A 25,583-nucleotide genomic window follows, 5' to 3' on the forward strand; every position below is an offset into this window, starting at 1 on the left:
ACCATGAGCTCAAGCCCAGCATCCCCCAGCCCAGAGCGAAACACCGTTTTTCGACCGAGCCGTGAGCATGTGTTGGCAGCGTTTGTGATGTTCCTCATCTGCCTGATGTTCACCGGTTACAACGTTAAATGGTTTTTCTGGGTACCGATTCTCCCGCTTCTGTTTATTGTGTGGGTGCTGCGCGTCCGCACCGTGGTGGGGCCGCAAGGGATTTCCACGCGCTACCTCCTGAAAAAGTCAGGTCAGATGGAATGGGAGAATTTCAAATCCATCCGCTTCAACAAAGCGGGCAAGGGTTTTGCCACCAGCCACAATGACGACATGATGTGGCTGCCTGGTGTGAGCTTCAACTCGCTCGCCACCCTGAGCGAGGCAACCGACGGCCGAATTCCAGACCCGGTGACAGCCGGCCGTCGTGCGACGCAGGAAAAGGTTCAAGTCGTGCACAAGGACGGATACGCCGTCCTCATGGATCAAGACGAGTACGCGGACTACGAAACGAAGCGCCGCGCGGAATACGAATCCAATAACACAAAGTCCGGAGAAGAAAAACGATGAACGCAATCCCCTTTCGTTCCGCTGTCACCACCCAGGGTCGCAATGCCGCAGGTGCCCGTGCGCTCTGGCGCGCCACAGGAATGACCGATAGCGATTTCGACAAGCCCATTATCGCGATCGCCAACTCTTACACCCAGTTCGTGCCAGGCCACGTGCACCTAAAAAACGTAGGTGACATTGTGGCCGATGCCATCCGCGAGGCTGGTGGTGTGCCCCGCGAATTCAATACCATCGCCGTCGACGATGGCATCGCCATGGGCCACGCGGGCATGCTGTACTCCTTGCCGTCGCGCGAAGTTATTTCCGACGCCGTGGAATACATGGTTAACGGACACGCAGCTGATGCGCTGGTATGTATCTCCAACTGCGACAAGATCACCCCCGGCATGCTGAACGCCGCGATGCGGTTGAACATCCCAGTGGTGTTCGTTTCCGGTGGTCCGATGGAAGCCGGTAAGGCCGTGGTGGAAGACGGTGTAGCCCATGCTCCGACGGACCTCATCACCGCCATCTCGGCTTCAGCATCGGATGCAGTGTCCGCACAATCCCTACTCAACGTGGAGCAGGCAGCCTGCCCAACGTGCGGATCGTGCTCCGGGATGTTTACCGCGAACTCGATGAACTGCCTGACCGAGGCCTTGGGATTGTCATTGCCGGGCAATGGCTCCACACTCGCCACTCACGAAGCTCGTCGCGCTCTGTTCACGCAGGCCGGCACCACCATCGTGGACCTGTGCAAGCGCTACTACGGTGAAGGCGACGATTCCGTGCTACCACGCAGCATCGCCACACGTGAAGCTTTTGAAAATGCAATGGCCCTGGACATGGCAATGGGTGGGTCCACCAACACCGTCCTGCACATCTTGGCTGCAGCCCAAGAGGGTGAGGTTGATTTCGATCTGCACGATATCGATGAGCTGTCCACAAAGGTTCCGTGCCTGTCGAAGGTTTCCCCCAACTCTGACTTCCACATGGAAGACGTGCACCGTGGTGGTGGCATTCCGGCCATTCTGGGCGAGCTGTGGCGTGGCGGGAAGTTGAACGAGAACGTCCACACCGTCCACGCATCGTCTCTCAAAGAATGGTTGCTGCCCTGGGATATCCGCAGCGGTGAAGCCAGTGATGAAGCAATTGAGTTGTTCCACGCAGCCCCCGGCGGGACCCGCACCACCGAGGCATTCTCGCAAGCCAACCGCTGGTCCAGCCTGGATACGGATGCCAAAGGCGGCGTGATTAGGGATATCGATCATGCCTACACTGCCGACGGCGGTCTGGCGATCCTGCGCGGAAGCATCGCTCCCGATGGAGCTGTGATCAAAGCCGCGGGTGTGGACGAAAGCCTATGGCACTTCGAGGGCACCGCCCTGGTTGTGGAGAGTCAAGAGGATGCCGTACGCGTGATCTTGGACAAGAAGGTTCAACCCGGCCACGTTGTTGTGGTTCGTTACGAAGGCCCCTCCGGTGGCCCCGGTATGCAGGAGATGCTGCACCCAACAGCATTCCTCAAGGGTGCAGGCCTGGGCAAGAAGTGCGCATTAATCACCGACGGTCGCTTCTCCGGTGGTTCTTCGGGAATCTCCGTAGGTCACATCTCCCCCGAAGCTGCGCATGGGGGCCTCATCGGTTTGATCCAAGACGGAGACAAGATCGTGATTGACGTTCATGAGCGCCGCCTGGAACTGGACGTACCGGACGAGGAAATCACGAAGCGCCGTGAGGCGATGGAAGCGAGCGACAACCCGTGGACCCCTACAACGCGCTCCCGCAAGGTGACCAAGGCACTGCGTGCCTACGCAGCCATGGCTACCAGCGCAGACAAGGGTGCGGTTCGGGAAGTGAAATAACCCTCAGGCCCCAGCACCACACAGGATTTAGATGACGAGTACACTAAGTTGGTATGAGCTATGTTGAAGGCAATTCCTACAAACGAGATACCAACTACATCGACGACCGCATCCTCGCTGACCCCACCGGCTTCGATTCCTCCACCACACGGTCCGGCCAGGGTGAAGCGTGGAAGGCCGAACCTGGTAAATACCGACTGATTGCAGCGCGTGCCTGCCCCTGGGCTCACCGCGCCGTCATCACCCGTCGCCTCATGGGACTGGAAGATGCCATCAGTCAAGGGCTGACGGGCCCCACCCACGATTGGAAGTCGTGGACTTTCGACCTATACGAAGACTCGGTCGATCCAGTGCTTGGCATTGGTAAGCTACGCGACGCCTACATGCACCGGTTCCCCGATTACCCACGAGGCATCACCGTGCCCGCCATCGTGGACATCGAGTCGAAAGCCGTTGTCACCAATGACTTCCCCACCATCATCCCCGATTTGGCGACCCAGTGGGGAGAGTTCGCCCGCGAGGGTGCTCCCGACCTCTACCCAGAGGACATGCGCGAGGACATTGATGCCCTTGCCGATGAGATCTTCCACAACGTCAACAACGGTGTGTACAAGTGCGGCTTCACCCGTAATCAGAAGTCGTACGAAGAGGCCTTCGCTAACCTTTTCGGAACCCTAGACAAATTGGAAGAGCGCCTTGCGGGGCGTCGATACCTGATGGGAGACCACATCACGCTGGTCGACATCTTCTTGTACGCCACCCTCATTCGCTTTGACATGGTGTACCACAACCACTTCCGGTGCAACCGGAACAAGATCTCCGAGATGCCAGCGTTGTGGGGTTACCTGCGCGATCTGTTCCAGACACCAGGGTTTGGTGATACCACCAACTTCCACCAGATCAAGGATCACTACTTCCTCGTTCACCAGGACATCAACCCCACCGGTGTTGTTCCCATCGGGCCGGATCCAAAAATTTTCTACACCGAGCACGGTCGCGAAGCGCTGGGTGGCAGCCCATTCGGCGAAGGCACGGCACCGGGCCCAGTGCGTGAAGAGGACAAGACCGAGGGTGACGAAGCGGGAGCGTTTGCCTAATCCAAGCTGCTGGCCGCCGCCGCATGAATGCTGTCGGTGAGCCGGTCCAGCATCACCGACTCCACCTTCCACCGTTGCCAATACAACGGGATTTCTAGGCTGGCTGGATGCAATTGCGCCAGCCGGTTTTCTTCTATAAGTGGCCACACCGTCGACTCGGGCACCATAGCCCACCCCAGTCCGGCCAACACCGCATCCAGAATGCCCTCGTACGATGGGATGTGGAATTCACGGCGCTCGGGTGAGGGGCTGAAGTCTCCCAGCTCCTGCCGCAGGAAGGCCGCCTCCATGCGATCCTTGGCCCCAAATCGGGCCACCGGCAACGTCTGCCACGTAAAGTCGCCGCTACTAAACCACCGGGCTAGCCTTGGTTGGCACACGGGCAGATAACGATGACGACCTAGGTAGTCCACCTCACACCCAGCCATGGCCACCGATTCCGTTGTCACCACCGCCATGCAATCGCCTCGGCGCAGCATTCGCAACGAGTGGCGCTCGTCCTCGATGCTGATATTCAATCCAGCACCGGGCCACGTTGCGGCATCGATCAGCACTTGGCGGAACCACGTGGCCAAACTATCGGCATTAATCACCACGCTCAGGGGAACCGAATTCAATCGCCCCTCCAGCTGCAATTCAGCTTCCTTCTCCAAAAGTTCCATGCGCCGCGCAGTTTGCACCAGGATCTCCCCCGCCGGCGTGGCCGTTGCAGGGGAGGTCCTGCGTACCAAAATCCGCCCCATCCCACTTTCTAGTGTCTTGATGCGTTGCGATACTGCTGACGCACTAATCCCCAGCGACGCCGCAGCGGCGTCGAAACTCCCGGTGTCCACCACGGCTAACAACGTGTTGAGTTGCCGAGAATCCAGTTTGCCTGCCACAGTATTTACCTCTCTACCAGGGTGATTAAGCTGTTCTAATGATGGATAAGAAGCGTTAGATTGCCTTCATCATGCCGTCATCTTAGTCTATGTCTCGGACAGAGAGGAGCTAATAAGGATCATGGGACACATCTTCACTTCGGCAGGATTACATGTGATGCTGCAGGGATTTCTACTATGGATTTCTCTCATCGTGGCGCTTGGTCCGCAAAACGCCCTCATCATCAAACAAGGCCTGCGCCGCCATGCCTTGGGCCCGGTCATCGCGGTTTGCATGCTTTCGGATTGCCTACTCGTCATTGGCGGCATCGCCGGTGTGGACTTCATCGTCGGCCGGGTTCCTTGGCTGTTGCAGGTGCTGCGCTGGGCGGGCGTGGCCTTCCTCCTGTGGTTCGCCTTCGTCAATTTCAAAGAGGCCCGCACCCCTCGCGGCATCATGGCCGCTGACGCGCCGAACGGGGATTCTTTTACCGACGCCACGCTGTCCCCAACCTCACACACCCCTCAAGCAGTGGATACGCTCGGCAGCGCGGACACACCCGTGGATGGCGGATCGTCGCAGGTAGCGACCCTCACGCGCACATCTACTGCGGTTTCCATGGAGCATACCCCGGCTCAAACCCAGCTTCCCAACCGCGAATCCATCCGCAAACCCGTACTCACCGCCATCGCGATGAGCTGGCTCAATCCGGGGGCATTCGTCGACGGCTTTGTGATGCTGGGCGGTGTGGCGCACCAGTACGGCGATCTGGCATGGGCGTTGGGCATCGGTGCGCTGGTTGCAACCCTGACGTGGTTCCCGGCGCTCGGTTTCGGCGCCCGCGCGATGTCTCGACATCTGGCTAAGCCAAGCGTGTGGCAGAAAATCAATGTGGGCATTGGAATCATGATGGTAATCATTGCCGCCCGATTGGCGATGGGCGTGTAGCTCACCCCAGTAACCAAACGCCCCAGCACCGAGTTCGCGCTCATTCCACTGCTCTCGCATTATCTGACCAAAGGAGAAGCCCCCAGCCGATAGCTGGGGGACTTCTCCTTATTCAATCGCAGCGTGCGTTCGCATATGCGAACGCCGAGACAACCTCTGCATTAACGAGCCGGGTTCCCACCGCCGACGACGATCCACAATGCCGCAGCTGCGCCGATGGCGATGATCGCGAAAATCCAGGCGGAGGCCAGCGGGCGGCGAGCCCAACCCCGGTTGCGGTCCACGGAGATCCGCCCCGGACCCGTGAAAATCAAAGCCAAGCAGATCAGCGCCAACAGACTCCACAGTTGGGTTTGTGGGCTTAAGGCATAGGGCCACAGGTTTCCACCGGACATACCCATGTAGTGCCCCGCCATGAATGCGCTGACGATCGCACCCACTGCCGCTCCCACGGGTGTAAGTAGCCCCAGAATCAACAGGCCACCCGCAGCCACTTGTCCAATGGACAGACCCACGGCAAGGAGGTCAGCGTACTTGTACTGGGTCAGCAATCCTTCGAAGGCATTGAGGCCGGGGTTTCCTCCGAACGCAAACAGTGTCTGCAGTCCGTACACCAGCAGTAACGCACCGGCTACGAGGCGCAACAGGAAGAGTCCGAAACCGGTGGTGCCCCGCTTGTCGTGCACATGCACATCAGTGGCTGGATCCCCTTCCACAACGGCGGCATCCGTACCCACCGCTGCTGCTGCCTGCGGCTCAGCTGGCGCCAGTGCGCTCTCAGCGGGATGCACGTCACCCCGGTGAGGGTTAGCGTTGGCTTCTGGGAACACCACCGTGTCGTCGCTACCCTGGGGTTGCGTAGTTGCAGATTGACCAGCTGGGCCTGCACCAACACCAACTGCCTTCGCGGTCCCCTTGCCCGCGCTGTTGTGGCCACGGCTCCCGCTATCTTGGCCACGGCCCGCCGTGGGGATGACAGTCGTAGGCTGCTCATCTGCCCCGGACGCTAGGGTCGCAGGCTCCTCCGTCCGCCTCTCGGGTTGAGCATTCGGCGCGGGCTCAGCATTCAGCACAGGTTGAGCATTCGGCGCGGGTTGATCGCTCGACTTCGACTCCGCGGTAGGTGGTGTAATCCGCTGTGGACGCGCGCGCCCCAACACGTCGTAGATATCACGACGAGGCTTAGGCACGGCGCCCCCCTCTACGGCACCTTCTTTGCGATCCCTGCGGTACACAGGAACGTCGATATCTGCGGTGTCATCTGCGAAGAGGTCGTCCGCTGCCATGCGGCCGGCGGGCTTCGCTACACCCGGATCGGTCTTTCGGTTGCGGTTGCGCTTAGTCTCATCAGTCACATCGCCCATCTTAGAACGTGAAGTGCACAATATTGGGGACGTTTCCCGGCGCGTAATCCGCCTTCCTCACAGAAAACGGTTAATCGTCGCACTTCGTACGGTGCCACCGACCACCGGTAAACTCCACCGCCCCGGCCTCAGCAAACTCGCGTAACCAACCCTCCATCGGCCAGCGCCCCCACTTGTTGTGGAAATAGGTGGCATTGGTCACAATGTCCTCTACATGCTCCCACGGTGGCGAAGAAACGGGATGCCACTGGTGAAAGGCGTGTGCTCCCCCGACCCACCACAGTTCGATGTTGTGTTTCTGCAGGTTGGAAGCAAAATCTGTATCTTCACCACCGTACCCTTGATATCCCTCATCGAATCCACCAAAACTATCGACGATGCGTTCCCATGTTGCTGCCTCTAGTGCAAACGACAGTGACCAGAACAGGTCGTAGTTATCTGCCTTCACCAGTTCACCTACTTGGGGGTTCGGCCGCGCGGGATGTGGCTGGGGGTTAGTGGTCCGCAGCTCTCCCGGTTTCATGTACGTCACTGGCCCGGCCACCACGGCGTGGGGCTTTCGCTGTAGGGCTTGCTGGTAGCTGCTTATTAATTGGTTCGACGCCACGCAGTCCGCATCCAAGAAAATCAATCGGCGGGCACCCCGTTTGATTGCCTGGCGTGCTCCACAGTTTCGCGCAGCAGCGAGATTATCGCTCGGAGCGGCTACCACCGTCGAGGTTGGTAGTGCTCGTCGCACTCGCTCAACGTCAGAAAGTGCGATGGTGATGTGATCCACCCCGAGGGGCAGTAGATTCACCTGGTTTTGCACGTGATGGACGCGCTGATGGTCGGTCAAAGTGAGGACCACCGTCCGCGGTTCTGCTGCGGATTCATCCCGCACTGCAGGGTGTGCCACATTCGCAATGATGTCAGCTGCGCGGCCAGCTGCTCCGTCGGTCTCCCACCGTTCCCACCGTGGCGTAGAATTGGCAGCTTCTTCCAAGATTGCAGGCCATTCGTTCGCAGCGGGAAACTCTTCCATGACCGTTGCTAGGCCCGCTGTGGCGAGCACCTTGGCCGTCACGTTTTGTTCCGCGAATGGGCGGGGTTGTGGCAACACGATGGCTGGGGTACCCAGAACTGCGAGGTCCGCGATGGAATTCTGGCCGCCCGCAATCACCGCGACCGCTGCCCCTGCCAGTAGCTCACTGGGATCTGCAACACGGTTGCGCCCGCTCAAGTGGATGAACTCCCAGTCGGGGCACGCGCTCTGCACCTGGGCCCAGTCCGCAGGGTCCCAGGTAGAACCGCCCTCGCCGGTCATGACTACCACGCGCCTGGGATGGTGCGTAACCGCGTTGATGGGTTCAAGCCGAGAGATCCCACCGATAGCGTGGAAGCGGGAAGCGTGGGGCGTCAAATAAAAAGGCAGTGGGACCCAGTGTGGCCAGGCAGCGATAATGGCATCAGCCTGAGCGTAGGCGGTCTGATGGGGTTGGTCATCGCGCACGCCGGGCATGGCAATAGTGGCCACAGGAATGCCCATAAGACGCACGAAGGATACGACTTCCGCGGAAACATCAACGTAGAACGCCGCCGGTTTGTGTTCCGCGATCCACTGCGCGAGGCGGGCAAACCGTTGCTGCAGGCCAGCGTTCTGCGGAGGTGCGTAGTGGACCGTGCCTGCGGCCGTCGTCGCGCGCCAGGAGGGAACCTGGCCGTCTGTGGGGGAATCGTCGGGGAGTGTGATGTCCGCGCCGACCGCGCTAGAAAATACAGTCACCGCAAAACCACGTTGACGCAGTTGGCGAGCAATTTCGCGGCATCGGTGCAGGTGCCCGGATCCGTGGTGGTGGGCGTAAATCCCAATGCACGGCGCAGTCGTCGCACCATCATCGTGGGGCGAGGCGGAAGGCATGGGTGAAATCATCGCACCATAACCTCCCGGTACAGCTGAATGTATCGCTGAGCCGTTTGCGTCAGGGAGTGACGGGCTACCACCCAGTTGCGAACCTTGCGCCGATCAAATGTGCGGGCGCGATCGATGGCATCCGCCAGTGCCGGAACTGAATCCGATGCCGCCAGGCATGCGGGTGCTTCCGCAAGGAGCTCAGCCAATCCCCCGCGGGCGAACGCCGCAACGGGTGTGCCACACGCCATGGATTCGAATGCAACCAATCCGAAGGGTTCCTCCCAGCGGGGTGTGACCACGGTCAATGCACAGTTACCGACCAACTGGCGTAACTTGTCATGGGGCAATTCCCCAATCCACCGGACCTCCGGGTACTTCAATCGCGGAGCGATTTCCTCCTTGAAATACGCATGGTCACCCTTACGACCAGCCAGAATGAGGGGGAGCTGACGCTCGCGGCACGCATCGATTGCCAGGTGTGCCCCTTTTTCTGGAACCAAGCGGCCAAACCACACTGCCGATTTCCCGCCGGGACCCAGCGCCCACTGGCGCACATTCACGCCGTTGGGAACCACCTCGACCGGAGTGGGGGTGATCCAGTCCGCACCCGTGGTGTGGCTCACAGCCGCGAATGCGCCGCTGGCGCGACCGGCGTTCGTGATGGCCTCTTGCATCTCCGGGAGCTGAGGGGTGTGCAAGGTGGTGACCATCGGTAGATGTTCCTGAGACTGAGCAGAAGGAAACATCCACGCATTCAGCGAATTGTTGTGCACGACATCGTAATCTTGGTCGACCAAGTGGTTGCGCAGGGCGATGAAGGCGCAGTCTTCCTTTTCACGTTCTCCGGCCGGGTATTCGGTATCGACGGCATTTTCGGGAGCATCACCCCAATCCACACCGGGTAGTTGAATGTCTAGCTGATGGCCTTGCGAACCGACGGCCGCATACATATCAACCTGGTGGCCCTGTTCCCGAAGGGCTCGGACCATCGTGCCGCAGAATGCTTCCAGCCCTCCGGCATACGGTTCCTTGATGGGATAGCGCGATGGGGCCACGAACGCGATACGCAACGGGCGCAGGTGGTCACTTGCTCTGCGCAAGGGCAATGTGGAAGTCATGGCGTGACCAACCTTTCGTAGAGTCGTTCGTGGAAACCGTGAATAGCATGAAGCTGTCGGTCCCGGTTGCCGCGGTACGGCACAGTACCGCGTTCTAATTGCCTGTTCAGCGCGTCGGCGGCCGCGTGAGCGTCCCCTGCGTCATAGACCCGAACCGTGCCCGGGCTATCGGCTTGACCTTCGTAGCACCCAACGTCGGGAGCCACAACGGTGGTGCCCACGTCACGGCACATTTCCAGCCAACCGGAATGGGTTCCCCGGACGTATGGCAACAGGCAAGTCGTGACCGATGCGACTTCTCGGTGTAGCTCGTCATCGCTGAACGGGGCGTGGACGCGCAGATCAACCTTCCCAGTGAGGGCTTCTCGAAGGGGCCGCGTGGGGGCGTCGGAGTGAATAAAGACCCGCAACGGAGTTTCGGCTGCGATGGCGAGGTAAAAGCTGGGGTCGGAGATGACATTATTGCGCAGCGATTTCAGGAACACCCCAGCGACTGGATCGCGGGGCGGATTGGGGATATCCCGGGTGATTGCAGGGTGCGGAACCACGTCCACGTGCTGGGCGGAAAACTCTTCGCGCAGCCGCTGGGCAGCCGGCTGGGTCAACGTGATCACACTGGCAGCGGCACGGATGAGGATACGCAGGCGCTCATGGTGTTCCTGCTGTTGGGCGGCCGTGACCAGATGCGGGTTGTCGAGGTCATGCACAGTCACCACAAGTGGGACGGGCAATGCATCAACAAATTCCTGGATCTGTTGGGGGGTGCGGTGCTCGAAACCGAAATGCAGATGCACCAGATCGATGCCCCCTAGCGAATACTGCAGGTGCGAGAAAGCCGTACCGAAGCCCCCCTCCGCTGCGGGCTCCTCCTCAGTCGGTGCGTTCGACCAGAAGTTGGCCTCCAGAGCGGGATGCGGCCACCAGTTTCCATTGATATCGGGATCGGGAAAGTAGACCGCGTTAGCTGGTTTGATGGCCTGAGTGTATGGATGCTGGGCGGGGATGGATAGCACCCGTACACTACGCTTCACTCTTCACGCCCCTTATCGGGAATAGACCACGATCGGCACGCGACGGCACCGAAAATACTTCACGAGAATTCCAATTTACTTAAGTTCCGGATTATTTGCAGATTGCCTGTGCGGTGTACGAAAACGTTGCAAGCCGGGATTGTAGTTAACGCTCATCCCCGTCGTGTGTCTGTCGGCTTGTGGTTAGATTGGAACCCATGCCTACCCTCACCGTCATCGGAAACTGCCAAGCAGAATCGCTACGCAAACTCCTGATGGGCACGGGCCATTTTGAATCGCACCGCATCCCTCCCGTGCACGAATTGACCACAGCAGACATGCCTTGGTTTGGAGAACTGTTGAAGCGCTCCGATGTTGTGGTCGCCCAACCCATCCGTGACGATTACCGCGGACTGCCCGTAGGCACCGCGCAGGCATTCGCCACCGCACCCCCGCACGCGCAGCAAGTGGTTGTGCCCGTGCTGCGTTTTGATGGCCTGATGCCGTATCAAGCCATTATTCGCGATCCCGATGACAGCTCACTAAACCCGCCCGTGGTTCCCTATCACGACCTGCGCATATTGGTGGCGGCAGCTGCGTCCAGCGGGGAATCGGTAGCAGCTGGGGCAGCCAATGTGCTCGGCCGCGCCGTGACCCCTGCGGCCCTGCGCCGCGCCGCTGCAATGTCGGTACAGCAGATTCGCAATCGCGAAAAGCGCCACAATACGGTAGTCATATCGAACTTCCTCGAAACTAATCCCGTGTGGCACACCGTCAACCATCCCAACAATGAAACCCTCTGCGTACTGGCCCGCGGAGTATTGCGCACATTGGGTCTACCCACCGAATCGATCACTGCTCCGGATTGCGAAATGCTAGGGGAACTCGACGCCCCAATTGAGCCCGAATCGGTGGATGCGTTGGGCGTCGACCCAACCGCAGTTGCGGGACGAGAATCGTGGAAGACACGAAATGGCGGTGTACTCGACGAAGAGCAGATCGTGCGGGAACAATTGGAGTTTTATCGTCAGCGCCCGCGGTTGGTCGCCCACGGATTGCAACGGCATGCTGATCGGATTGAAAACCTGGGATTACTGGCATGAAACACCTAGTAGTGGGCCCCGAGGGTCACGGCGTGACCGTGTACGCGCAACAGCTCGCCACTGCGGTAGGTGCGGATGTGATCCGCGAGACGACGTTTGGCGATGCTCACGCGCCTGACAATTTAAACGCAGACTCCGACGAACCCATCCATGTCACTTTCACGGACCACCTTTTCGGTTCTTCTCCCGCCGAGGCCGCTGAGAACGTTTTGCGCTGCGTGGCCGGCCGACCTTTTTCGCTGTCCTTGCACGACATACCGCAGGCCCAGGAGGGGCACGAACGGTTTGAACGTCGCCGCCCGGCCTATGAAAAACTCGCCGCAGCGGCAACGCTGACGGTGGTCAACTCCCACAGCGAGGGTGCCTTCTTCCGTGGCACCCCCACCACCCCGGTTGTCATTCGCCTGCCTATCCCCCGTGTTGATTCTCCATACCAGCCGCAACCGGGCACAGTCGGAGTCCTTGGATTCATTTACCCTGGCAAGGGCCACGAGGACGTGATCGCCGCGTTGGTTGGGTCGGATTACAACCTGCGCTTTCTTGGTGGTGTCTCTGCCGGTCACGAGGATTGGGCAGAGGCTCTCACCGCACACGCGGAGATCACTGGGTGGCTCTCCGATGCGGAGCTCGCCTTGGAAGCCGGGAAGATTGCGGTTCCCGTGTGCGCGCACAGGCACTATTCGGCCTCGGGCTCGCTCATGACGTGGCTGGGAGCCGGCCGCACAGTACTGGCTAGCGATTCCCCATACACGCGCGAAATCGCCGAGTGGTTACCTGGGCGTATTACGCTGGTGCGCCCAGGTCAGCTGCGCGCGGCCATCGAGAACTTCACACCAGAGCACATCGACCCGCCGGACTACGGTTGGGATCGTGTCGCGCGGCAGTGGCAAGAGCAGTGGTGTAAGGCGGGATTGATGTAATGAATCCAAGCAATACCGATCACTGGTGCCCTACCGACCCCCACCCCTCACCTCAACCGGGCAACGCCCGCTCCGCGTTTCACGCAGTCAGCGTGATTATCCCCTATTACAACGCCCCCGACCAGCTGCTGCGGGTCCTCACCGCAGTCGTAAACCAGGACTACCCCGGTCCGGTGCAGATCATCATTGCTGATGATGGTTCCACTCCTCCGGCACACGAAGATCCTCAGCTCCAGCCGACCTTGCACCGGCTGGGAGCCACCGTCGTCTGGCAACCCGATCAGGGTTTCCGCGCAGCTGCCGCCCGCAACCTCGGCGCCACTCGAGCCACCGGTGAGGTGCTGGCGTTTTTCGACGGTGACACATGCCCCGAACCCGGGTTCCTCCGCGCCGCCGTCCCACACATCACCGCGAATCCCCGCGCGCTCGTCGTCGGCAGCCGACTCACCGGCCCCAGCGCCGAAGAACCCGAATGGCTGCGCCACGCATGGCACCACACGGACCACCTCCGCGCCGCTGACGATACCTCGTGGCGTTTCATCATCTCCGCCGCCATGGTGTGCTCGCGGTCTTTTTTCACTTTTCTTTCGGGGTTTGACGCCACCCTGGTCCGCTACGGCGGTGAGGACTGGGAGTTCGCGTGGCGCGCTTGGAATCATGGTGCGCAGTTCGTCCACGAACCGGCCGCTATTGCTATTCACCCGCAGGACGACTTTGGACAGCGCTTCGGCGACCCCGACGAAACCATTCGTCGAAAAAACTTCGAAACGACCGCACTGGCCACACGCATCACCCATCCCATGTGCCGTCCGCAGTTCGGGTTGTTCGAAGTGGCTGACATTGGCGTCGTCCTACCAAAAGAAAAAACCCCCACCACCGCAACCGCTTGGCAACGCCCCGGAGTTTCGGAGGCCGTGATCGCAAGCTGGCTGCAGGCAGATGTGCAGGTGTATATGGATGGGGAGGTGCCCGCGCTGTTTGCGGCCGATCCACGAGTACGGCAATTGGATGGCCATGAGGGCCAGGGCCGCGCCGGCAAGAAGAGAGCCACGGAGGCGCCAGATTCGCGGATCCAGGTCCGATTGGCCGAGCCGCTAGCGTTGGAGAATTTAGAGACGTTCTATGCGGCTGTGACGGATCGGATGGTGCAGCTACCCGATGGGTCCGACATCACCACTGCGCGTGGGGTTGCACTGGAGTTGGCAGTACAGCACACAACGCCCGAGCAGGCTGGATTGCGGCCGGTGGGAGGCCCCCAACAGCTCGAGCGTTTGTTTGCTGGGTGGTGACATACTTAACCGCAACACGTTCACCCCGCCACGCGGTAAGCGTCCAGTAAGGGTCATCGCGCGGCGGGTGCGACACACGAGGCACAGCCGGCGCAGCTAGCGCAACCCAAGTTGGGCACCGTGCAGCCAGCGTTGCGCGGTAATCGTCCAGTGAGCGTCATCGCGCGGCAGGTGCGACACACAAAGCACAGCGCGCGCAACCTCTTGTGCGAAGGGAGCTAGTGCTGGGTTACTGCAGCTTCCTTGCAATCAGCTGGTTAACCTGTGCCGGGTCAGCTTTGCCCTTAGTGGCCTTCATGACGGCGCCGACGATCGCGCCGGTGACCTTCTTGTTGCCAGCCTTGTACTTTTCCACGATGTCGGGGTTCGCGGCCAAAGCCTCGTCAACCGCGGCTTCGATAGCACCGTCGTCACGGACGACCTCTAGACCACGGTCCTTAACGACCTCGTCAACATCGCCTTCGCCAGCCAGCACGCCGTCAACTGCCTGGCGAGCCAGCTTATTGGTCAGCTTGCCTTCGGATACCAAAGCAGCCACGCGCGCCACCTGCTGTGGGGTGATGTGCAGAGCTTCCAGCTCCACCCCCTGTTCGTTGGCCTTCTGCGCCAGGTAGGAGACCCACCAGGAACGCGCCTCGGCAGGCTTCGCGCCCGCTTCCACGGTATCCACAATGAGGTCCAACGCACCGGCGTTGACCAGGTCCCGCATTTCCTCATCCTTAAGCTGCCACTCTTCCTGGATACGCGCCCGGCGAATCCATGGCATCTCCGGCAACGTAGCGCGGATTTCCTCGACCCACTCCGCGGGGGCCAGAACCGGTGGCAGGTCAGGATCGTTGAAGTAACGGTAGTCCGCCATCGTCTCCTTCGGGCGACCCTTAGAGGTCGTGCCATCAAGTTCCTGGTAGTGGCGGGTTTCCTGCACAATCTCCACACCGTTGACTAGGCACGCTGCTTGGCGCTGCATCTCGAAGCGCACAGCCTGCTCCACGGATTTCAGGGAGTTGATGTTCTTAGTCTCGGTACGGGTGCCGTACTCCGTGGCGCCTTTCTGCATGAGCGACAGGTTGGAATCCACACGCATCGATCCCTGATCCATACGCGCATCCGAGACGCCGAGGGCCTTCACTAGATCCCGCAGTGCGGAAACATAAGCCTTCGCTACCTCCGGTGCGCGCTTTCCCGCCCCCTCGATCGGCTTGGTCACGATCTCAATGAGCGGCACGCCGGCACGGTTGCAGTCAACGAGGGAGGACGTAGCGCCGTGGATGCGACCTCGCTCGCCACCCAGGTGGGTCAGCTTGCCGGTATCTTCCTCCATGTGCGCACGCTCGATCTCTACGCGCCACTCGGTGCCATCTTCCAACACGACATCCAGGTAGCCGTCGTGCGCAATTGGCTCATCGTACTGCGAGATCTGGTAGTTCTTCGGCTGGTCTGGGTAGAAGTAATTCTTTCGCGCAAAGCGGGAGTAAGGTGCGATCTCACAGTTCAGCGCCAGGCCAATCTTGATGGCCCATTCCACACCCTGCTTGTTCACCACGGGCAACGCGCCGGGCAGCCCTAAGCTACAGGGATCCACGTTGGTGTTCGGTGCATCGCCGAATTCCGCCGAGGAGGTGGAGAACATCTTCGTCTTGGTGGACAGCTCGACGTGGACTTCCATACCCATAACCGGGTCGAAGCGCTCCAGCACTTCATCGAAATCCATTACATCATCGGAGTAGTCATACACAGGCGCAGTCATGGTGACCATCTTAGTACGACGGAAATTCTTTATTCGGCAACGGCCATGGCTGAGCCTCGGTAAGGTTGGTGGCCCCACATGTCATCGACGGAAAGAACCTTCATGTTCGGACGCAAATCTCGCGCATCTCGCACCTCGCAGGAACAAACACCGGCACAATCTGCACCGATTCCCGCACAGGAGGAGCACACTTCCCATCCAGAAGGCACCCCGCACATTCTGGATATCCGTACAGTTTCAGCACCTCTTGTGAACATTGTGCTATTCGATCGCACGCCCGGTCCCGAGGAGATCGTTGAGCAGCTGCAACAACAGTTCGAAAACGAACTCGGTGAATTCCAGATCAACCCCGAAACAAACTCGGTGGCGGTGGAAGTATGGGGTGATCACCTCATTCACGTCACCACCGTCGAGGCGGTGCCTGACGGTGAGTACTTCCACATGCGCTACCACCCCGTTTTGTCGGGCGAGGAAAGCGCCGCCGATAACGTCACAGCCCAGGTTGTGGTCGCCCTCCTTCCCAGCGAGGGTCGAATGCAGCTGAACAAGCAACTCATCGAACCACGGATGAACAGTGCTTTCACCCACGCCGCTGTGACTGAAGCCGTAGCTGCCGTCGATGGCGCGTTGCTGGTGCACTCCACCCTGGCTGAGGTCACGTTCAATGCGGGTTACTACCGTGGCTTCGTTCAAGAGGGCCGAGTGGAAGAGGCCTTGGTTTCGGTGTGGATCGTGCAGTCGGAAAACGGCGGTAGTAATGCATACACGTGCGGCTTAGCACCCTTGGGGCACCCCGAGTTGATATTCGTGGACTCTCCCATTCCACCCGAGGAGCTCTACGCCAAGCTCATGAACCTTGCCAACTACATCCTGAACGGCGCCGTCTTGCGCCCCGAGGACACATTGGGATTCGCCGATGATCAGATCCTGTGTGTCTCTGAGGGAACCCACCCCTACTTCGCCGACGTCGCCTGCTTGGAGTTGCAAATCACCGAGGCGTAACGCGCGGCGCAGGCAGCGGACGTAGCGCAGGCATTGCGGGCCGTACAAAAGCGCAGGCCGTCACCAATTTCTTTTGATTCGACGCCTAGCCGAACAGCGCCTGCGCCGTTTCGTAGAACTTCAGTGGAACCTCCTTGAGTTGGCCCACAGCTTGCTCAAAGGTGATCAATTCAATGTGGGACGCGTTGAGCGCCACGACCTTGCCGAAGTCTCCCGCCAAACAAGCCTGGGTGGCGTTCACACCAAACCGAGTGGCCAAAACACGGTCGAAAGCGGTGGGAGTACCACCGCGCTGAATGTGCCCCAGCACCGTCGTGCGCACATCCGTATCGAGCCGGTTTTCCAATTCCTTGGCGATGAGACCAGAGATGTCATCAAACTTCTCATGACCAAACTGGTCAACCTCGCGCTCACCGACATCCAGCGTGCCTTCCTTTGGCAGCGCCCCTTCAGCGACCACAATAATTCCGTACTTCTCCCCCAGCTGGAAACGGCGAGCCATGCGCTTGCATACTTCGTCGATATCGAACGGGACTTCTGGAATGAGGATCTCATGAGCACCACCAGCCATGCCCGCGTGCATTGCAATCCAGCCAACGTGGCGGCCCATGACCTCCACGATCATCACACGGTTGTGGGATTCAGCGGTGGTGTGCAACCGGTCAATAGCATCCGTAGCTACGGCGACCGCGGTATCGAAGCCGAAAGTGTAGTCGGTGCCGTCAACGTCGTTGTCGATAGTCTTTGGCACGCCCACAACCGGAACGCCATGCTCGTGCAAAAACTTTGCCCCCTTGAGGGTTCCTTCCCCGCCAATCGCGATCAAGGCATCAATGTGGGCGTCGGCCAAGTTCTCCTTAACCCGATCGATACCTGCCATAAAGTCATCAGGGTGCAGACGACCGGTGCCCAAGATGGTGCCACCCTGTCGCAGGATCCGATCGATAAACGCATCGTCGTATAACTGCACGCGACGATCTTCCAGCAGGCCTTGCCAGCCATCTTCAAAGCCCACGACTGTGGATCCTTCTTGAGCAGCCGTGCGCACGACGGCGCGGATAACGGCATTAAGTCCGGGGCAGTCACCACCACTGGTGAGGGTCGCAATACGCATAGTGCCTGATTGTAGCGATCGGCTCCGACACTCGCTGCGCAAGGGCACACGCGCGGGTCAGGCGGGGCTGGTTTGCGTACACCCAAAAGCTACCGTGCGGTGTAGAGATCGGCCACACTCAATGCGATTCGACTTCACACTGACCCGCCTGAACTAGCGCAGCCCCAACTCACCGATCTTCTCGCGTAACGTGGGCAAGCTGTGGGAGAACTCTGGCATGAGGTCCAGTTGCTCGAGTTCATCGAGGGGCTGCCATTTCAGGTCCGTCGACTCTGCCGTTGGATTCAATTCCAGCGCAGTGTCACAGGTACCCAGAACGACGGTATAGCACCACTCGCTCACCGAGCCATCCGGAATCTCCCACCAAAAACGACCGCCCAAACCAAACACCAAGTGACCTCCGTGGTCGGGGTGTTCTATCCGGTTGTCGTTCATCAGTTCCTGGACGCGGGGGTCTCGTGGATCCCCGATACCCTCGACCTCATCACGGAAACTCTCCACTAACTCCATATCCTCGGAGGCCAGCGGCTGGCGTGTGAGAACGTGACTCAGCTCGATACGTGAGGTCACCAGTTCCCCACGCAGCGTAACCAATTCGGGTAGAACTCCGATTTCTTCCCAAGTTTCCCGCAGCGCGGCTTCCGCACACGATTCTCCCGTATCAATCGCCCCACCCGGCAAGGCCCAGGTGCCACCGCGATTAGTCCACTTGGCGCGGTGTTGCATGAGGACCTCCCCCGCCGAAGTGAGCAGCATCAACCCAGCGGCGCCCAGCGTGCCCCATCGCCGGGACCCGTCTGTTCCTACAGCCCAGCCGTCACCCGTCATGGTCTCGCTCCTCACACCGTTGAAATACGGTCTTGTGGTGGAATCTCACAAGCCTCGCGTCATACTCGCGATGCTACTCGTGCGCTTTATTACTTGCGCCCAGCCTCAAAGGCTGCGCCCACCCGGTACAAGTTGTCGTCCCGGTGCGCGCCGGCCATGATCTGCAAGCCGGTTGGCAGATTGGTGTCCGCTGCAAAGCCACCGGGCACGCTCATTCCGCACACACCGGCAAGGTTCAGGGGCAGCGTGAACAAGTCGAACATGTACATAGCCAATGGGTCATCGACTTTCTCGCCCAACTTGAATGCAGTGGTTGGGGTTACCGGGGAAACAATCGCATCCACCTTGTCGAAGGCAGCGGCAAAATCCTGCGCGATGAGGTTACGCACGCGCTGGGCCTGCAGGTAGTAAGCGTCGTAGTAACCGACGGACAGGGCATATGTTCCCAGCATGATACGGCGCTTCACTTCGTCACCAAAGCCCTCTGCGCGCGTCAAGCTCATGACTTGGTCAGCGCTGTTGGTACCGTCATCACCCTTGCGCTTGCCATACCGCATCCCGTCGAAACGGGCGAGGTTGGAGGAAACCTCGCACGGCAGGATCAAGTAGTAGGCGTTCATGGCGTGATCGAAATTCGGGCAATCGACCTCCACCAACTCCGCGCCTTGGGACTTCAGTTGTTCCAAGTTGGCGTGGTACGCATCCAGCACGCCCTGCTGGAATGCCTCGGGACGCTCGAATTGCTTGACCACGCCCAACTTGACCCCACTGAGGTCGCCGTTCGCGCCAGCCGTGGCGGCGTCGACAACAGGTGCCACAGGGCGGGAAGAAGAGGTGGCATCGTTGGCATCGTGACCCGCGATAACCTCGTGCAGCAAAGCGGTATCCAACACGGTGCGTGCAGTTGGGCCGCCCTGGTCCAAAGAGGACGCACACGCTACTAGGCCGTAGCGGGACACGGTGCCGTAAGTGGGCTTCACGCCGACGGTGTTGGTCAGTGCAGCAGGTTGGCGGATAGAACCACCGGTATCCGTACCGATGGCTAGCGGAGCCATACCCGCGGCAAGGGCGGCAGAAGAACCACCGCCAGATCCGCCTGGAGTGCGATCCAAGTCATACGGATTCTTCGTTGGCCCGTAAGCGGAATTCTCCGTGGAAGAACCCATGGCGAACTCATCCATGTTCGTCTTGCCAAGGATCGGGATGCCAGCGGCGCGCAGACGCAGCGTAACGGTGGCATCGTAAGGGCTCATGTAGCCCTCGAGCATCTTAGATGCGCAGGTCGTGGGAGCATCGGTCGTAGTGAAAACATCCTTCAGCGCCAGTGGCACGCCAGCCAGCTTGGACGTCGGCTGATCACCAGCTGCTAGCGCGTCATCGACAGTGGCCGCCGCCGCCAGGGCACTATCGGTGCCAACGTGGAGAAAGGCGTTGATATCACCATCAAGGTCTTGAATGCGATCGAGGTGCGCCTGCGTTACCTCGACAGCGGAAATGTCGCGAGAATGAATCTTCTGGGCCAGATCGGCGGCGCTCCACGTGGTGAAATCAGAATCATTGCGCTCGGCAACGACGTACTTGGAGGACGCGGAAGAATTATCGGTCATTGGTGCCATCCTGTGGGAATCAGTTATGTGACGAAGCTGGTCAATAAGGGTGCTAGCTGGGGAACTATTCGCCCAGAATCTGTGGAACCACGAAGCGCTGGTCTTCTGCGGCCGGGGCCTGGTCCAGTGCTTGTTCGGCGGTCAGGCTGGGAATCACTACGTCCTCACGCATAACGGATTCGGTGCCGTCGACATTCTGGGTGGGGTGGCTCAGAGGCTCCACGCCCTCCGTATCGACCTCGCGGATAGCTGCCACATGATCGACGATGCCATCGATCTGAGCGGCGAAGTGATCGAGCTCCTCATCGGTGAGCTTCAGGCGGGCCAACTTGGCCAAATGGGCTACATCATCACGCGAAATTTCTGACATGCCCACTACTCTAGTCACCCTTTAGACACCAAGTGCGGACAGGTGTAGCTAGACTCGGACGCATGTCCTACTTAATGCGCGTCCGTATGCCCGATGTTCCAGGCGTTCTCGGCAAACTAGCCGTAGCCATTGGTACCGTCGGTGGCGATATCCGCGGCGTGGACATCGTGGGCAACGCCGATTCCTCGGAGGACATTGGAACCGTTGTCGATGACATTGTGGTCAACCTGCCCACCGGTTCCCTACCTGACTCCCTCATCACCGCTGCACAAGAAGTCGACGGGGTTTACGTCGACTCGATCCGGCCGTTTTCAGGAACGGTTGATCGCCGCGGACAGGTAAAGATGCTGGCCGATGTAGCCGATAAGCGGAAAAACCTCACCGAAGCCTTAGACCTCATGATGAACAGCCTGCCGCAGTCGATGACCGCTGGCTGGTCAATCGTATTGGACACCGAGCCACGCACGCATCGCGTTGCCGCGTCGTCCGCCGCGCCCGCAGACAACGGCAAGGAGCTGGAGGCCGCCCCCGTCGTAGAAGCCCGTGTGCTCAATTCCGAACGCGAGGATTGGATCCCCGAAAACTGGGCGGTCATGGATTCCGCGCTGGCTGCAACTCCAATTCAAGGCACGTCCCTCTTATTGGTCGTTGGTCGCCCCGGCGGGCCCGATTTCCTCCTATCCGAGGTAGAACACCTGCGGCAGATGGGCACCATCGTCGGGGCTTTTTTCAGCTAGCACCCTCGCCGTTCGAACGCAGGAAGAACGCGTAGCTATCCGAGTCGGATACCTCGGTGGAGTGGTAGCCGAGCTTAGCTAGGTGCCGCTCGAAATCCCCATCGTTCGCAACGTTTTCGAAGGCGGTGAGGATGCGACCGTAGTCCATTCCGAAGCTGCGGTAGTGGAACATCGAGATATTCCACCGCGTGCCCAGCACCTCGAGGAAGTGCTGCAGCGCGCCCGGTCGTTCCGGAAATTCAAAGCTGTACACCCGTTCGCTGATGTGATGCGGCGGGTGGCCGCCAATCATGTAACGCACGTGCTCTTTCGCAATCTCATCATCGGATAGATCGACCACCCCGTAGCCCTGCCCCTCTAGGTCGCGCACAATAGCGGCGCGTTCCCGCTTACCTTCGGTGACCCGCACACCCACGAAGATGCGGGCCTGAGGGGCGTCGGCCTGCCTTTCACCCACCCGGTAGGAGAATTCCGTAACCGACCGGCCACCAAGCACCTTGCAGAAGTCCAAGAAGGCACCTTCGACCTCGGGGATCGTAACTCCGAAGATTCCTTCGGTCCCCTCGCCGAGCTCCGCCCGCTCACTGACGTAGCGCAGCGAGTGGAAGTTCATATTGGCGCCAGATAGCACGCATACTAGCTTTTCTTTTTCGACGCCATGCTCCCCGACGTACGCTTTCAGCCCCGCCAGCGCGACTGCCCCGGCGGGCTCTGCGATCGCTCGCGTGTCATCGTAGATATCCTTCGTCGCCGCCGCGATTTCGTCCGAGGTAACCGTGATGCAATCGTCGAGGTATTCCTTACAGAGACGAAAGGTTTCGGCACCGATTTGTTTGACGGCCACGCCCTCGGCAAACAAACTGACGTGGTCGAGCGTGACGGGTTTATCAGCCTGTAGTGCGGCGCCAAGGCATGCAGATTCCTCTGGTTCCACACCAATGACCTGGATCTCAGGGCGCAGTTGCTTCAGCAGCACGGCGATACCCGCCGCGATACCGCCACCACCGACGGGAACAAATACGCGGTCAACATCGGAACAAGATTGGAAGATTTCCAAACCGATGGTTCCCTGGCCGGCAATAACGGCCTCGTCGTCGAAAGGCGCTACCCAGACCATGCCTTTGGTTTCCGATAGTTCCATGGCCTTGGTCTTTGCCTCGTCGAAGTTCGCGCCGTGAAGCAACACTTCCCCACCGAAGCTACGGACGGCATCGACCTTGATCGAAGGGGTGGGTTCAGGCATCACGATAATCGAGCGGATCCCCAGTTTCCGGCCGGACAGCGCCACTCCTTGCGCATGGTTGCCTGCCGAGGCAGCCACCACGCCTCGTGCCTTTTCCTCTTCCGTGAGCTGTGCCATTTTGTTGAAGGCACCACGGATCTTGAAGCTGTGGACAGGCTGCAGATCTTCGCGCTTAACCAAGACTGTATTACCAATGCGTTCACTGAGTGAGGGCATGTTATCCAAGGGGGTGTGGATCGCCGCTTGGTACACGGGTGCAGCCACAATGTTTCGCAAATAATCAGCGCCAGTCATCACCATGGAGAACCATGTTATCTGTGATGACTGGCGCTGTGCAGTCGGGGTTGGGGTTTGATGTGCGGGGTTGGGGGTTTGTTTCGGTCGCTAACCCCAACCGGTATTTCGGCTACACCACCCGCAGGTCGTGCCTTATTTGTCCAGCGGCCCCTTGGAGGTGGACAGATCCGGGCGGACGTTGCTTTGCGGGTGAGCCGAACCCGTCACGCCTGGCTGATCAGTGCTCGCGTTGTGGTAGGCATCCACGTCCAGCTGTGGGGTGGGCTGCAGGGTTTCGGTGGCGGGATTCTTCACCGAAGGGTAGCGAAGATCGACATCAGCATCGTCCTCGGCAGCCACGTATGGATCCTTACCGTCGAGTACGCGATGAACTTGTTCCTTATCGATGGTCTTAGTCCACGTACCGACCAGCAGGGTTGCCACGGAGTTACCTGCGAAGTTGGTAAGCGCACGGGCCTCGGACATGAAGCGGTCGATTCCGACGATCACCCCCACACCGTCCAGCAAATCTGGGCGGTGGGACTGCAATCCGGCGGCGAGGGTTGCGATGCCTGCGCCGGTCACACCAGCTGCGCCCTTAGACGCAATGATCATGAACACCAGCAAGCTGATCTGTTCAGCGATGTTCATGGGCTTACCCATGGCGTCTGCCACGAAGATCGAAGCCATCGTGAGGTAGATAGCGGTGCCGTCGAGGTTGAAGGAGTAACCGGTAGGAACCACGATGCCCACGGTGGACTGATCCACACCGATGTGCTCCATCTTGCGCATGAGGTTCGGCAAAGCCGACTCGGAAGAGGAGGTCGCAAAGATCAGCAAGAATTCCTTGCCTAGGTACTTGACCAATTTGAAGATGTTGAACCCCGTAAAGACCTTCAGGATGGTTCCGAGAATGCCGAAGATAAAGATGACACAGGTGAGGTAGAAGGCCAACATCAGCACGCCCAGCTGCACCACAGCCTGTACCCCGGTAGCGCCGACAACAGCAGCAATAGCGCCGAAAGCGCCGATTGGTGCCAGCCATAGAATCCAACCCAGAATCTTGAACACCAGCTTTTGCAGGTGGGCTACAAAACCTAGGATTGGCTCACCGGCTTTGCCCATGGACTGAATGGCGAAGCCAACCAGCAGGGCAATCATCAGAACCTGCAGAACAGATCCACTGGTGAAGGCGGAGAAGAATGTCTCCGGAATGATCGACTGGATGAAGCCGATAAGGCCGTGAGGCTGTTCCGCGTTCTTACTTAAGGCCTCTTCGACGGCCTTGGAGTTAGCGTGAATATCCAAACCCTCGCCCGGCTGGATAAGGTTACCAACAACCAACCCTGCTGCCAGAGCGAAGGTGGACATCGTAATGAAGTACGCCAAGGCAATACCACCGGCTTTACCCACAGATGCAGCCGCGCGTACGGAACCGATACCCAAGACAATGGTGCAGAAGATCACCGGAGGGATGATCATCTTGATGATATTGACGAACGTGGTGCCCAGAGGCTTAAGCCCCTGGGCCACATCTGGAGCCACGAGCCCCAAAACGATGCCCCCAATAACGGCGATAATCACCGCAATGTAGAGCCAGTGAGTATTGTCTTTCTTCTCCCGCTTACTGGGGGCAATGCTTGGCCCTTTGTGCGAGGTGATATCTGTGTAAGCCATGAGATTATCCGCTTCTAAAACGTCAGGGTAAACCGGCGACTATCGTCCCCTAGGCGGTATTCTTGACCTTCCACAGCGAATAAACAAGTTGGGTCCCCTACGGTTGAACAGGCCAACTGGTTCCTACTGTGATGTCCCGCCCTTTAGAGTCGAACCATTGTTGCAGTTTAGTTTGTGATTCGTAGAACCATTGGGCCTGTTGGACCATCAATTCCTCGCCACTATCCTGTACCAATCGGGGGTATTTTTTGGCCAACTTCCACGCCACACGGGCTGCAGCGACAGCATCGGCCGTGGCCTCGTGCGCATTCGTTAATTCGATTCCGTAATGCTCACAGACATTTTCTAGCCTGCGCTTGCCCTTGCGGTACGGATCCATCGCGCGGTCTACAACCAAGGGGTCAAAGACCAAGCCGTCAATGGTAAAGCTGGGCTCGAGTGCATGAAGAACACTCAGGTCATAAGGAGCGTTGTACACCACCAAGGTGGCGCCGCGCCGCCAGGCCTCACGGATCATCTCAATGGTCTGTGCCAGCACCTCATCGTGCGGGCGACCGTTCTCACGGGCGTACTCAGTAGTAATTCCGTGCACAGCGGTGGCCTGCTCTGGGATTTCGATCCCTGGGTCGGCAAGCAGTTCCAGATCGTCCCGTTCGCGCCCCGCTATTGAGATCATGGCGCTGGTAACGATGCGGCAGGTCTTGGGGTTAGTTCCGGTAGTTTCTAGGTCGAAGCTGAGCATGTTGGCGGGTTCAAAGTGTGGGATCGGTGCGTTCATGCGACCTACTTTATAGTCCGCGTGCGACAACCCCATTGATACAAGGAACCAGGTTTCTATGCCGCATCCCGGTTCCCTGGGCGCCTTGACTATGCCCATATAAAAAACCCAAGCTAAAACCGCTACGATGCTGCGCGGATTGCTTGGGAAATAGGTTGGTTATAGGCCTGAGTTAGACCAACATGCCGGGGTTAAACC

22 protein-coding genes are annotated in these 25,583 nt (G+C 59.3%); 9 read left to right on the plus strand and 13 right to left on the minus strand.

Features of this window, described 5'->3' with window-relative positions:
- Positions 1-3 precede the first annotated feature (3 nt).
- Genes HMPREF3098_RS02150 through HMPREF3098_RS02160 form a run of 3 tightly spaced genes read left to right on the plus strand, consistent with a single transcriptional unit; the run spans position 4 to position 3,499 of the window.
- The gene (locus HMPREF3098_RS02150) at positions 4-558 is read left to right on the plus strand and encodes a PH domain-containing protein (protein ID WP_070433815.1); all 555 of its coding nucleotides are present in this window, start codon (positions 4-6) and stop codon (positions 556-558) included.
- Entirely contained in the window at positions 555-2,402 is a 1,848-nt protein-coding gene (ilvD, locus tag HMPREF3098_RS02155; protein ID WP_070433816.1) for a dihydroxy-acid dehydratase, read from the plus strand. Before HMPREF3098_RS02150 ends, ilvD begins: the two co-directional genes overlap by 4 nt.
- Before the next feature lie 53 nt (positions 2,403-2,455).
- Positions 2,456-3,499: a glutathione S-transferase family protein gene (locus HMPREF3098_RS02160; RefSeq protein WP_070433817.1), complete on the plus strand. Its 1,044-nt coding sequence runs from the start codon at positions 2,456-2,458 to the stop codon at positions 3,497-3,499.
- Here HMPREF3098_RS02160 and HMPREF3098_RS02165 read toward each other — a convergent pair.
- Positions 3,496-4,380 carry an ArgP/LysG family DNA-binding transcriptional regulator gene (locus tag HMPREF3098_RS02165; protein ID WP_371440938.1) on the minus strand — a complete coding sequence of 295 codons (885 nt, stop codon included), beginning with the start codon at positions 4,378-4,380 and terminating at the stop codon, positions 3,496-3,498. The genes HMPREF3098_RS02160 and HMPREF3098_RS02165 overlap by 4 nt on opposite strands.
- Before the next feature lie 121 nt (positions 4,381-4,501).
- On the opposite strand from HMPREF3098_RS02165, the gene HMPREF3098_RS02170 reads away from it, so the two are divergent.
- Complete coding sequence (locus HMPREF3098_RS02170; RefSeq protein WP_070433818.1) at positions 4,502-5,308, plus strand: LysE/ArgO family amino acid transporter; 807 nt, start codon at positions 4,502-4,504, stop codon at positions 5,306-5,308.
- 161 nt (positions 5,309-5,469) lie between these two features.
- Here HMPREF3098_RS02170 and HMPREF3098_RS02175 read toward each other — a convergent pair whose 3' ends face one another.
- The 4 genes from HMPREF3098_RS02175 to HMPREF3098_RS02190 form a co-directional block, all read right to left on the minus strand.
- On the minus strand, positions 5,470-6,663 hold the full coding sequence (locus tag HMPREF3098_RS02175; protein WP_246815814.1) for a DoxX family protein: 1,194 nt from the start codon (positions 6,661-6,663) through the stop codon (positions 5,470-5,472).
- Positions 6,664-6,742: 79 nt separating this feature from the next.
- Positions 6,743-8,584 carry a glycosyltransferase gene (locus HMPREF3098_RS10895; RefSeq protein ID WP_246815815.1) on the minus strand — a complete coding sequence of 614 codons (1,842 nt, stop codon included), beginning with the start codon at positions 8,582-8,584 and terminating at the stop codon, positions 6,743-6,745.
- On the minus strand, positions 8,581-9,684 hold the full coding sequence (locus HMPREF3098_RS02185) for a glycosyltransferase (protein WP_141739641.1): 1,104 nt from the start codon (positions 9,682-9,684) through the stop codon (positions 8,581-8,583). Before HMPREF3098_RS02185 ends, HMPREF3098_RS10895 begins: the two co-directional genes overlap by 4 nt.
- Positions 9,681-10,715, minus strand: a complete 1,035-nt coding sequence (locus HMPREF3098_RS02190) for a glycosyltransferase (RefSeq protein WP_070433820.1) — start codon at positions 10,713-10,715, stop codon at positions 9,681-9,683. Before HMPREF3098_RS02190 ends, HMPREF3098_RS02185 begins: the two co-directional genes overlap by 4 nt.
- Before the next feature lie 197 nt (positions 10,716-10,912).
- Here HMPREF3098_RS02190 and HMPREF3098_RS02195 point away from each other — a divergent pair, with 197 nt between their 5' ends.
- Genes HMPREF3098_RS02195 through HMPREF3098_RS02205 form a run of 3 tightly spaced genes read left to right on the plus strand, consistent with a single transcriptional unit; the run spans position 10,913 to position 14,006 of the window.
- Entirely contained in the window at positions 10,913-11,797 is an 885-nt protein-coding gene (locus tag HMPREF3098_RS02195; protein ID WP_070433821.1) for a WcbI family polysaccharide biosynthesis putative acetyltransferase, read from the plus strand.
- A complete protein-coding gene (locus tag HMPREF3098_RS02200) occupies positions 11,794-12,717 on the plus strand; it encodes a glycosyltransferase family protein (RefSeq protein WP_070433822.1) in 924 nt (307 codons plus the stop codon). The genes HMPREF3098_RS02195 and HMPREF3098_RS02200 overlap by 4 nt, the downstream gene beginning before the upstream one ends.
- Positions 12,717-14,006, plus strand: a complete 1,290-nt coding sequence (locus HMPREF3098_RS02205) for a glycosyltransferase (protein WP_083283952.1) — start codon at positions 12,717-12,719, stop codon at positions 14,004-14,006. Before HMPREF3098_RS02200 ends, HMPREF3098_RS02205 begins: the two co-directional genes overlap by 1 nt.
- A 229-nt stretch (positions 14,007-14,235) precedes the next feature.
- On the opposite strand, the gene gatB is transcribed toward HMPREF3098_RS02205, so the two are convergent.
- Positions 14,236-15,753 (minus strand): Asp-tRNA(Asn)/Glu-tRNA(Gln) amidotransferase subunit GatB, encoded by a 1,518-nt coding sequence (gatB, locus tag HMPREF3098_RS02210; RefSeq protein WP_210385920.1) that lies wholly within the window; start codon positions 15,751-15,753, stop codon positions 14,236-14,238.
- A gap of 78 nt (positions 15,754-15,831) precedes the next feature.
- On the opposite strand from gatB, the gene HMPREF3098_RS02215 reads away from it, so the two are divergent.
- Positions 15,832-16,755, plus strand: a complete 924-nt coding sequence (locus HMPREF3098_RS02215; RefSeq protein WP_083283955.1) for a DUF4261 domain-containing protein — start codon at positions 15,832-15,834, stop codon at positions 16,753-16,755.
- A gap of 85 nt (positions 16,756-16,840) precedes the next feature.
- Here the strand turns inward: HMPREF3098_RS02215 and HMPREF3098_RS02220 are convergent, their stop codons facing one another.
- From HMPREF3098_RS02220 to gatC, 4 genes are all read right to left on the minus strand, one after another.
- Positions 16,841-17,869 (minus strand): ATP-dependent 6-phosphofructokinase, encoded by a 1,029-nt coding sequence (locus HMPREF3098_RS02220; protein WP_070433825.1) that lies wholly within the window; start codon positions 17,867-17,869, stop codon positions 16,841-16,843.
- 153 nt (positions 17,870-18,022) lie between these two features.
- Positions 18,023-18,697, minus strand: coding sequence for an NUDIX domain-containing protein (locus HMPREF3098_RS02225; RefSeq protein ID WP_070433826.1), 675 nt, complete (start codon positions 18,695-18,697; stop codon positions 18,023-18,025).
- A gap of 89 nt (positions 18,698-18,786) precedes the next feature.
- Positions 18,787-20,304, minus strand: coding sequence for an Asp-tRNA(Asn)/Glu-tRNA(Gln) amidotransferase subunit GatA (gene gatA, locus HMPREF3098_RS02230; protein ID WP_070433827.1), 1,518 nt, complete (start codon positions 20,302-20,304; stop codon positions 18,787-18,789).
- A 64-nt stretch (positions 20,305-20,368) separates the two neighbouring features.
- Positions 20,369-20,674, minus strand: a complete 306-nt coding sequence (gene gatC, locus HMPREF3098_RS02235; protein WP_035115286.1) for an Asp-tRNA(Asn)/Glu-tRNA(Gln) amidotransferase subunit GatC — start codon at positions 20,672-20,674, stop codon at positions 20,369-20,371.
- A gap of 62 nt (positions 20,675-20,736) precedes the next feature.
- Between gatC and HMPREF3098_RS02240 the strand changes: the two genes are divergently transcribed.
- Positions 20,737-21,411, plus strand: a complete 675-nt coding sequence (locus HMPREF3098_RS02240; protein ID WP_070433828.1) for an ACT domain-containing protein — start codon at positions 20,737-20,739, stop codon at positions 21,409-21,411.
- Here the strand turns inward: HMPREF3098_RS02240 and ilvA are convergent.
- The 3 genes from ilvA to HMPREF3098_RS02255 form a co-directional block, all read right to left on the minus strand.
- A complete protein-coding gene (ilvA, locus tag HMPREF3098_RS02245) occupies positions 21,404-22,954 on the minus strand; it encodes a threonine ammonia-lyase, biosynthetic (RefSeq protein WP_070433829.1) in 1,551 nt (516 codons plus the stop codon). The two genes, HMPREF3098_RS02240 and ilvA, sit on opposite strands and share 8 nt — an antisense overlap.
- A gap of 129 nt (positions 22,955-23,083) precedes the next feature.
- Positions 23,084-24,607: a cation:dicarboxylate symporter family transporter gene (locus HMPREF3098_RS02250; RefSeq protein ID WP_070433830.1), complete on the minus strand. Its 1,524-nt coding sequence runs from the start codon at positions 24,605-24,607 to the stop codon at positions 23,084-23,086.
- A 97-nt stretch (positions 24,608-24,704) separates the two neighbouring features.
- Positions 24,705-25,385, minus strand: coding sequence for a 3'-5' exonuclease (locus HMPREF3098_RS02255; protein WP_210385921.1), 681 nt, complete (start codon positions 25,383-25,385; stop codon positions 24,705-24,707).
- Between the last annotated feature and the right edge of the window lie 198 nt (positions 25,386-25,583).

The sequence above is a fragment of the Corynebacterium sp. HMSC28B08 genome (assembly GCF_001806865.1).
In the GTDB taxonomy this organism is placed as follows: Bacteria; Actinomycetota; Actinomycetes; order Mycobacteriales; family Mycobacteriaceae; genus Corynebacterium; species Corynebacterium auriscanis.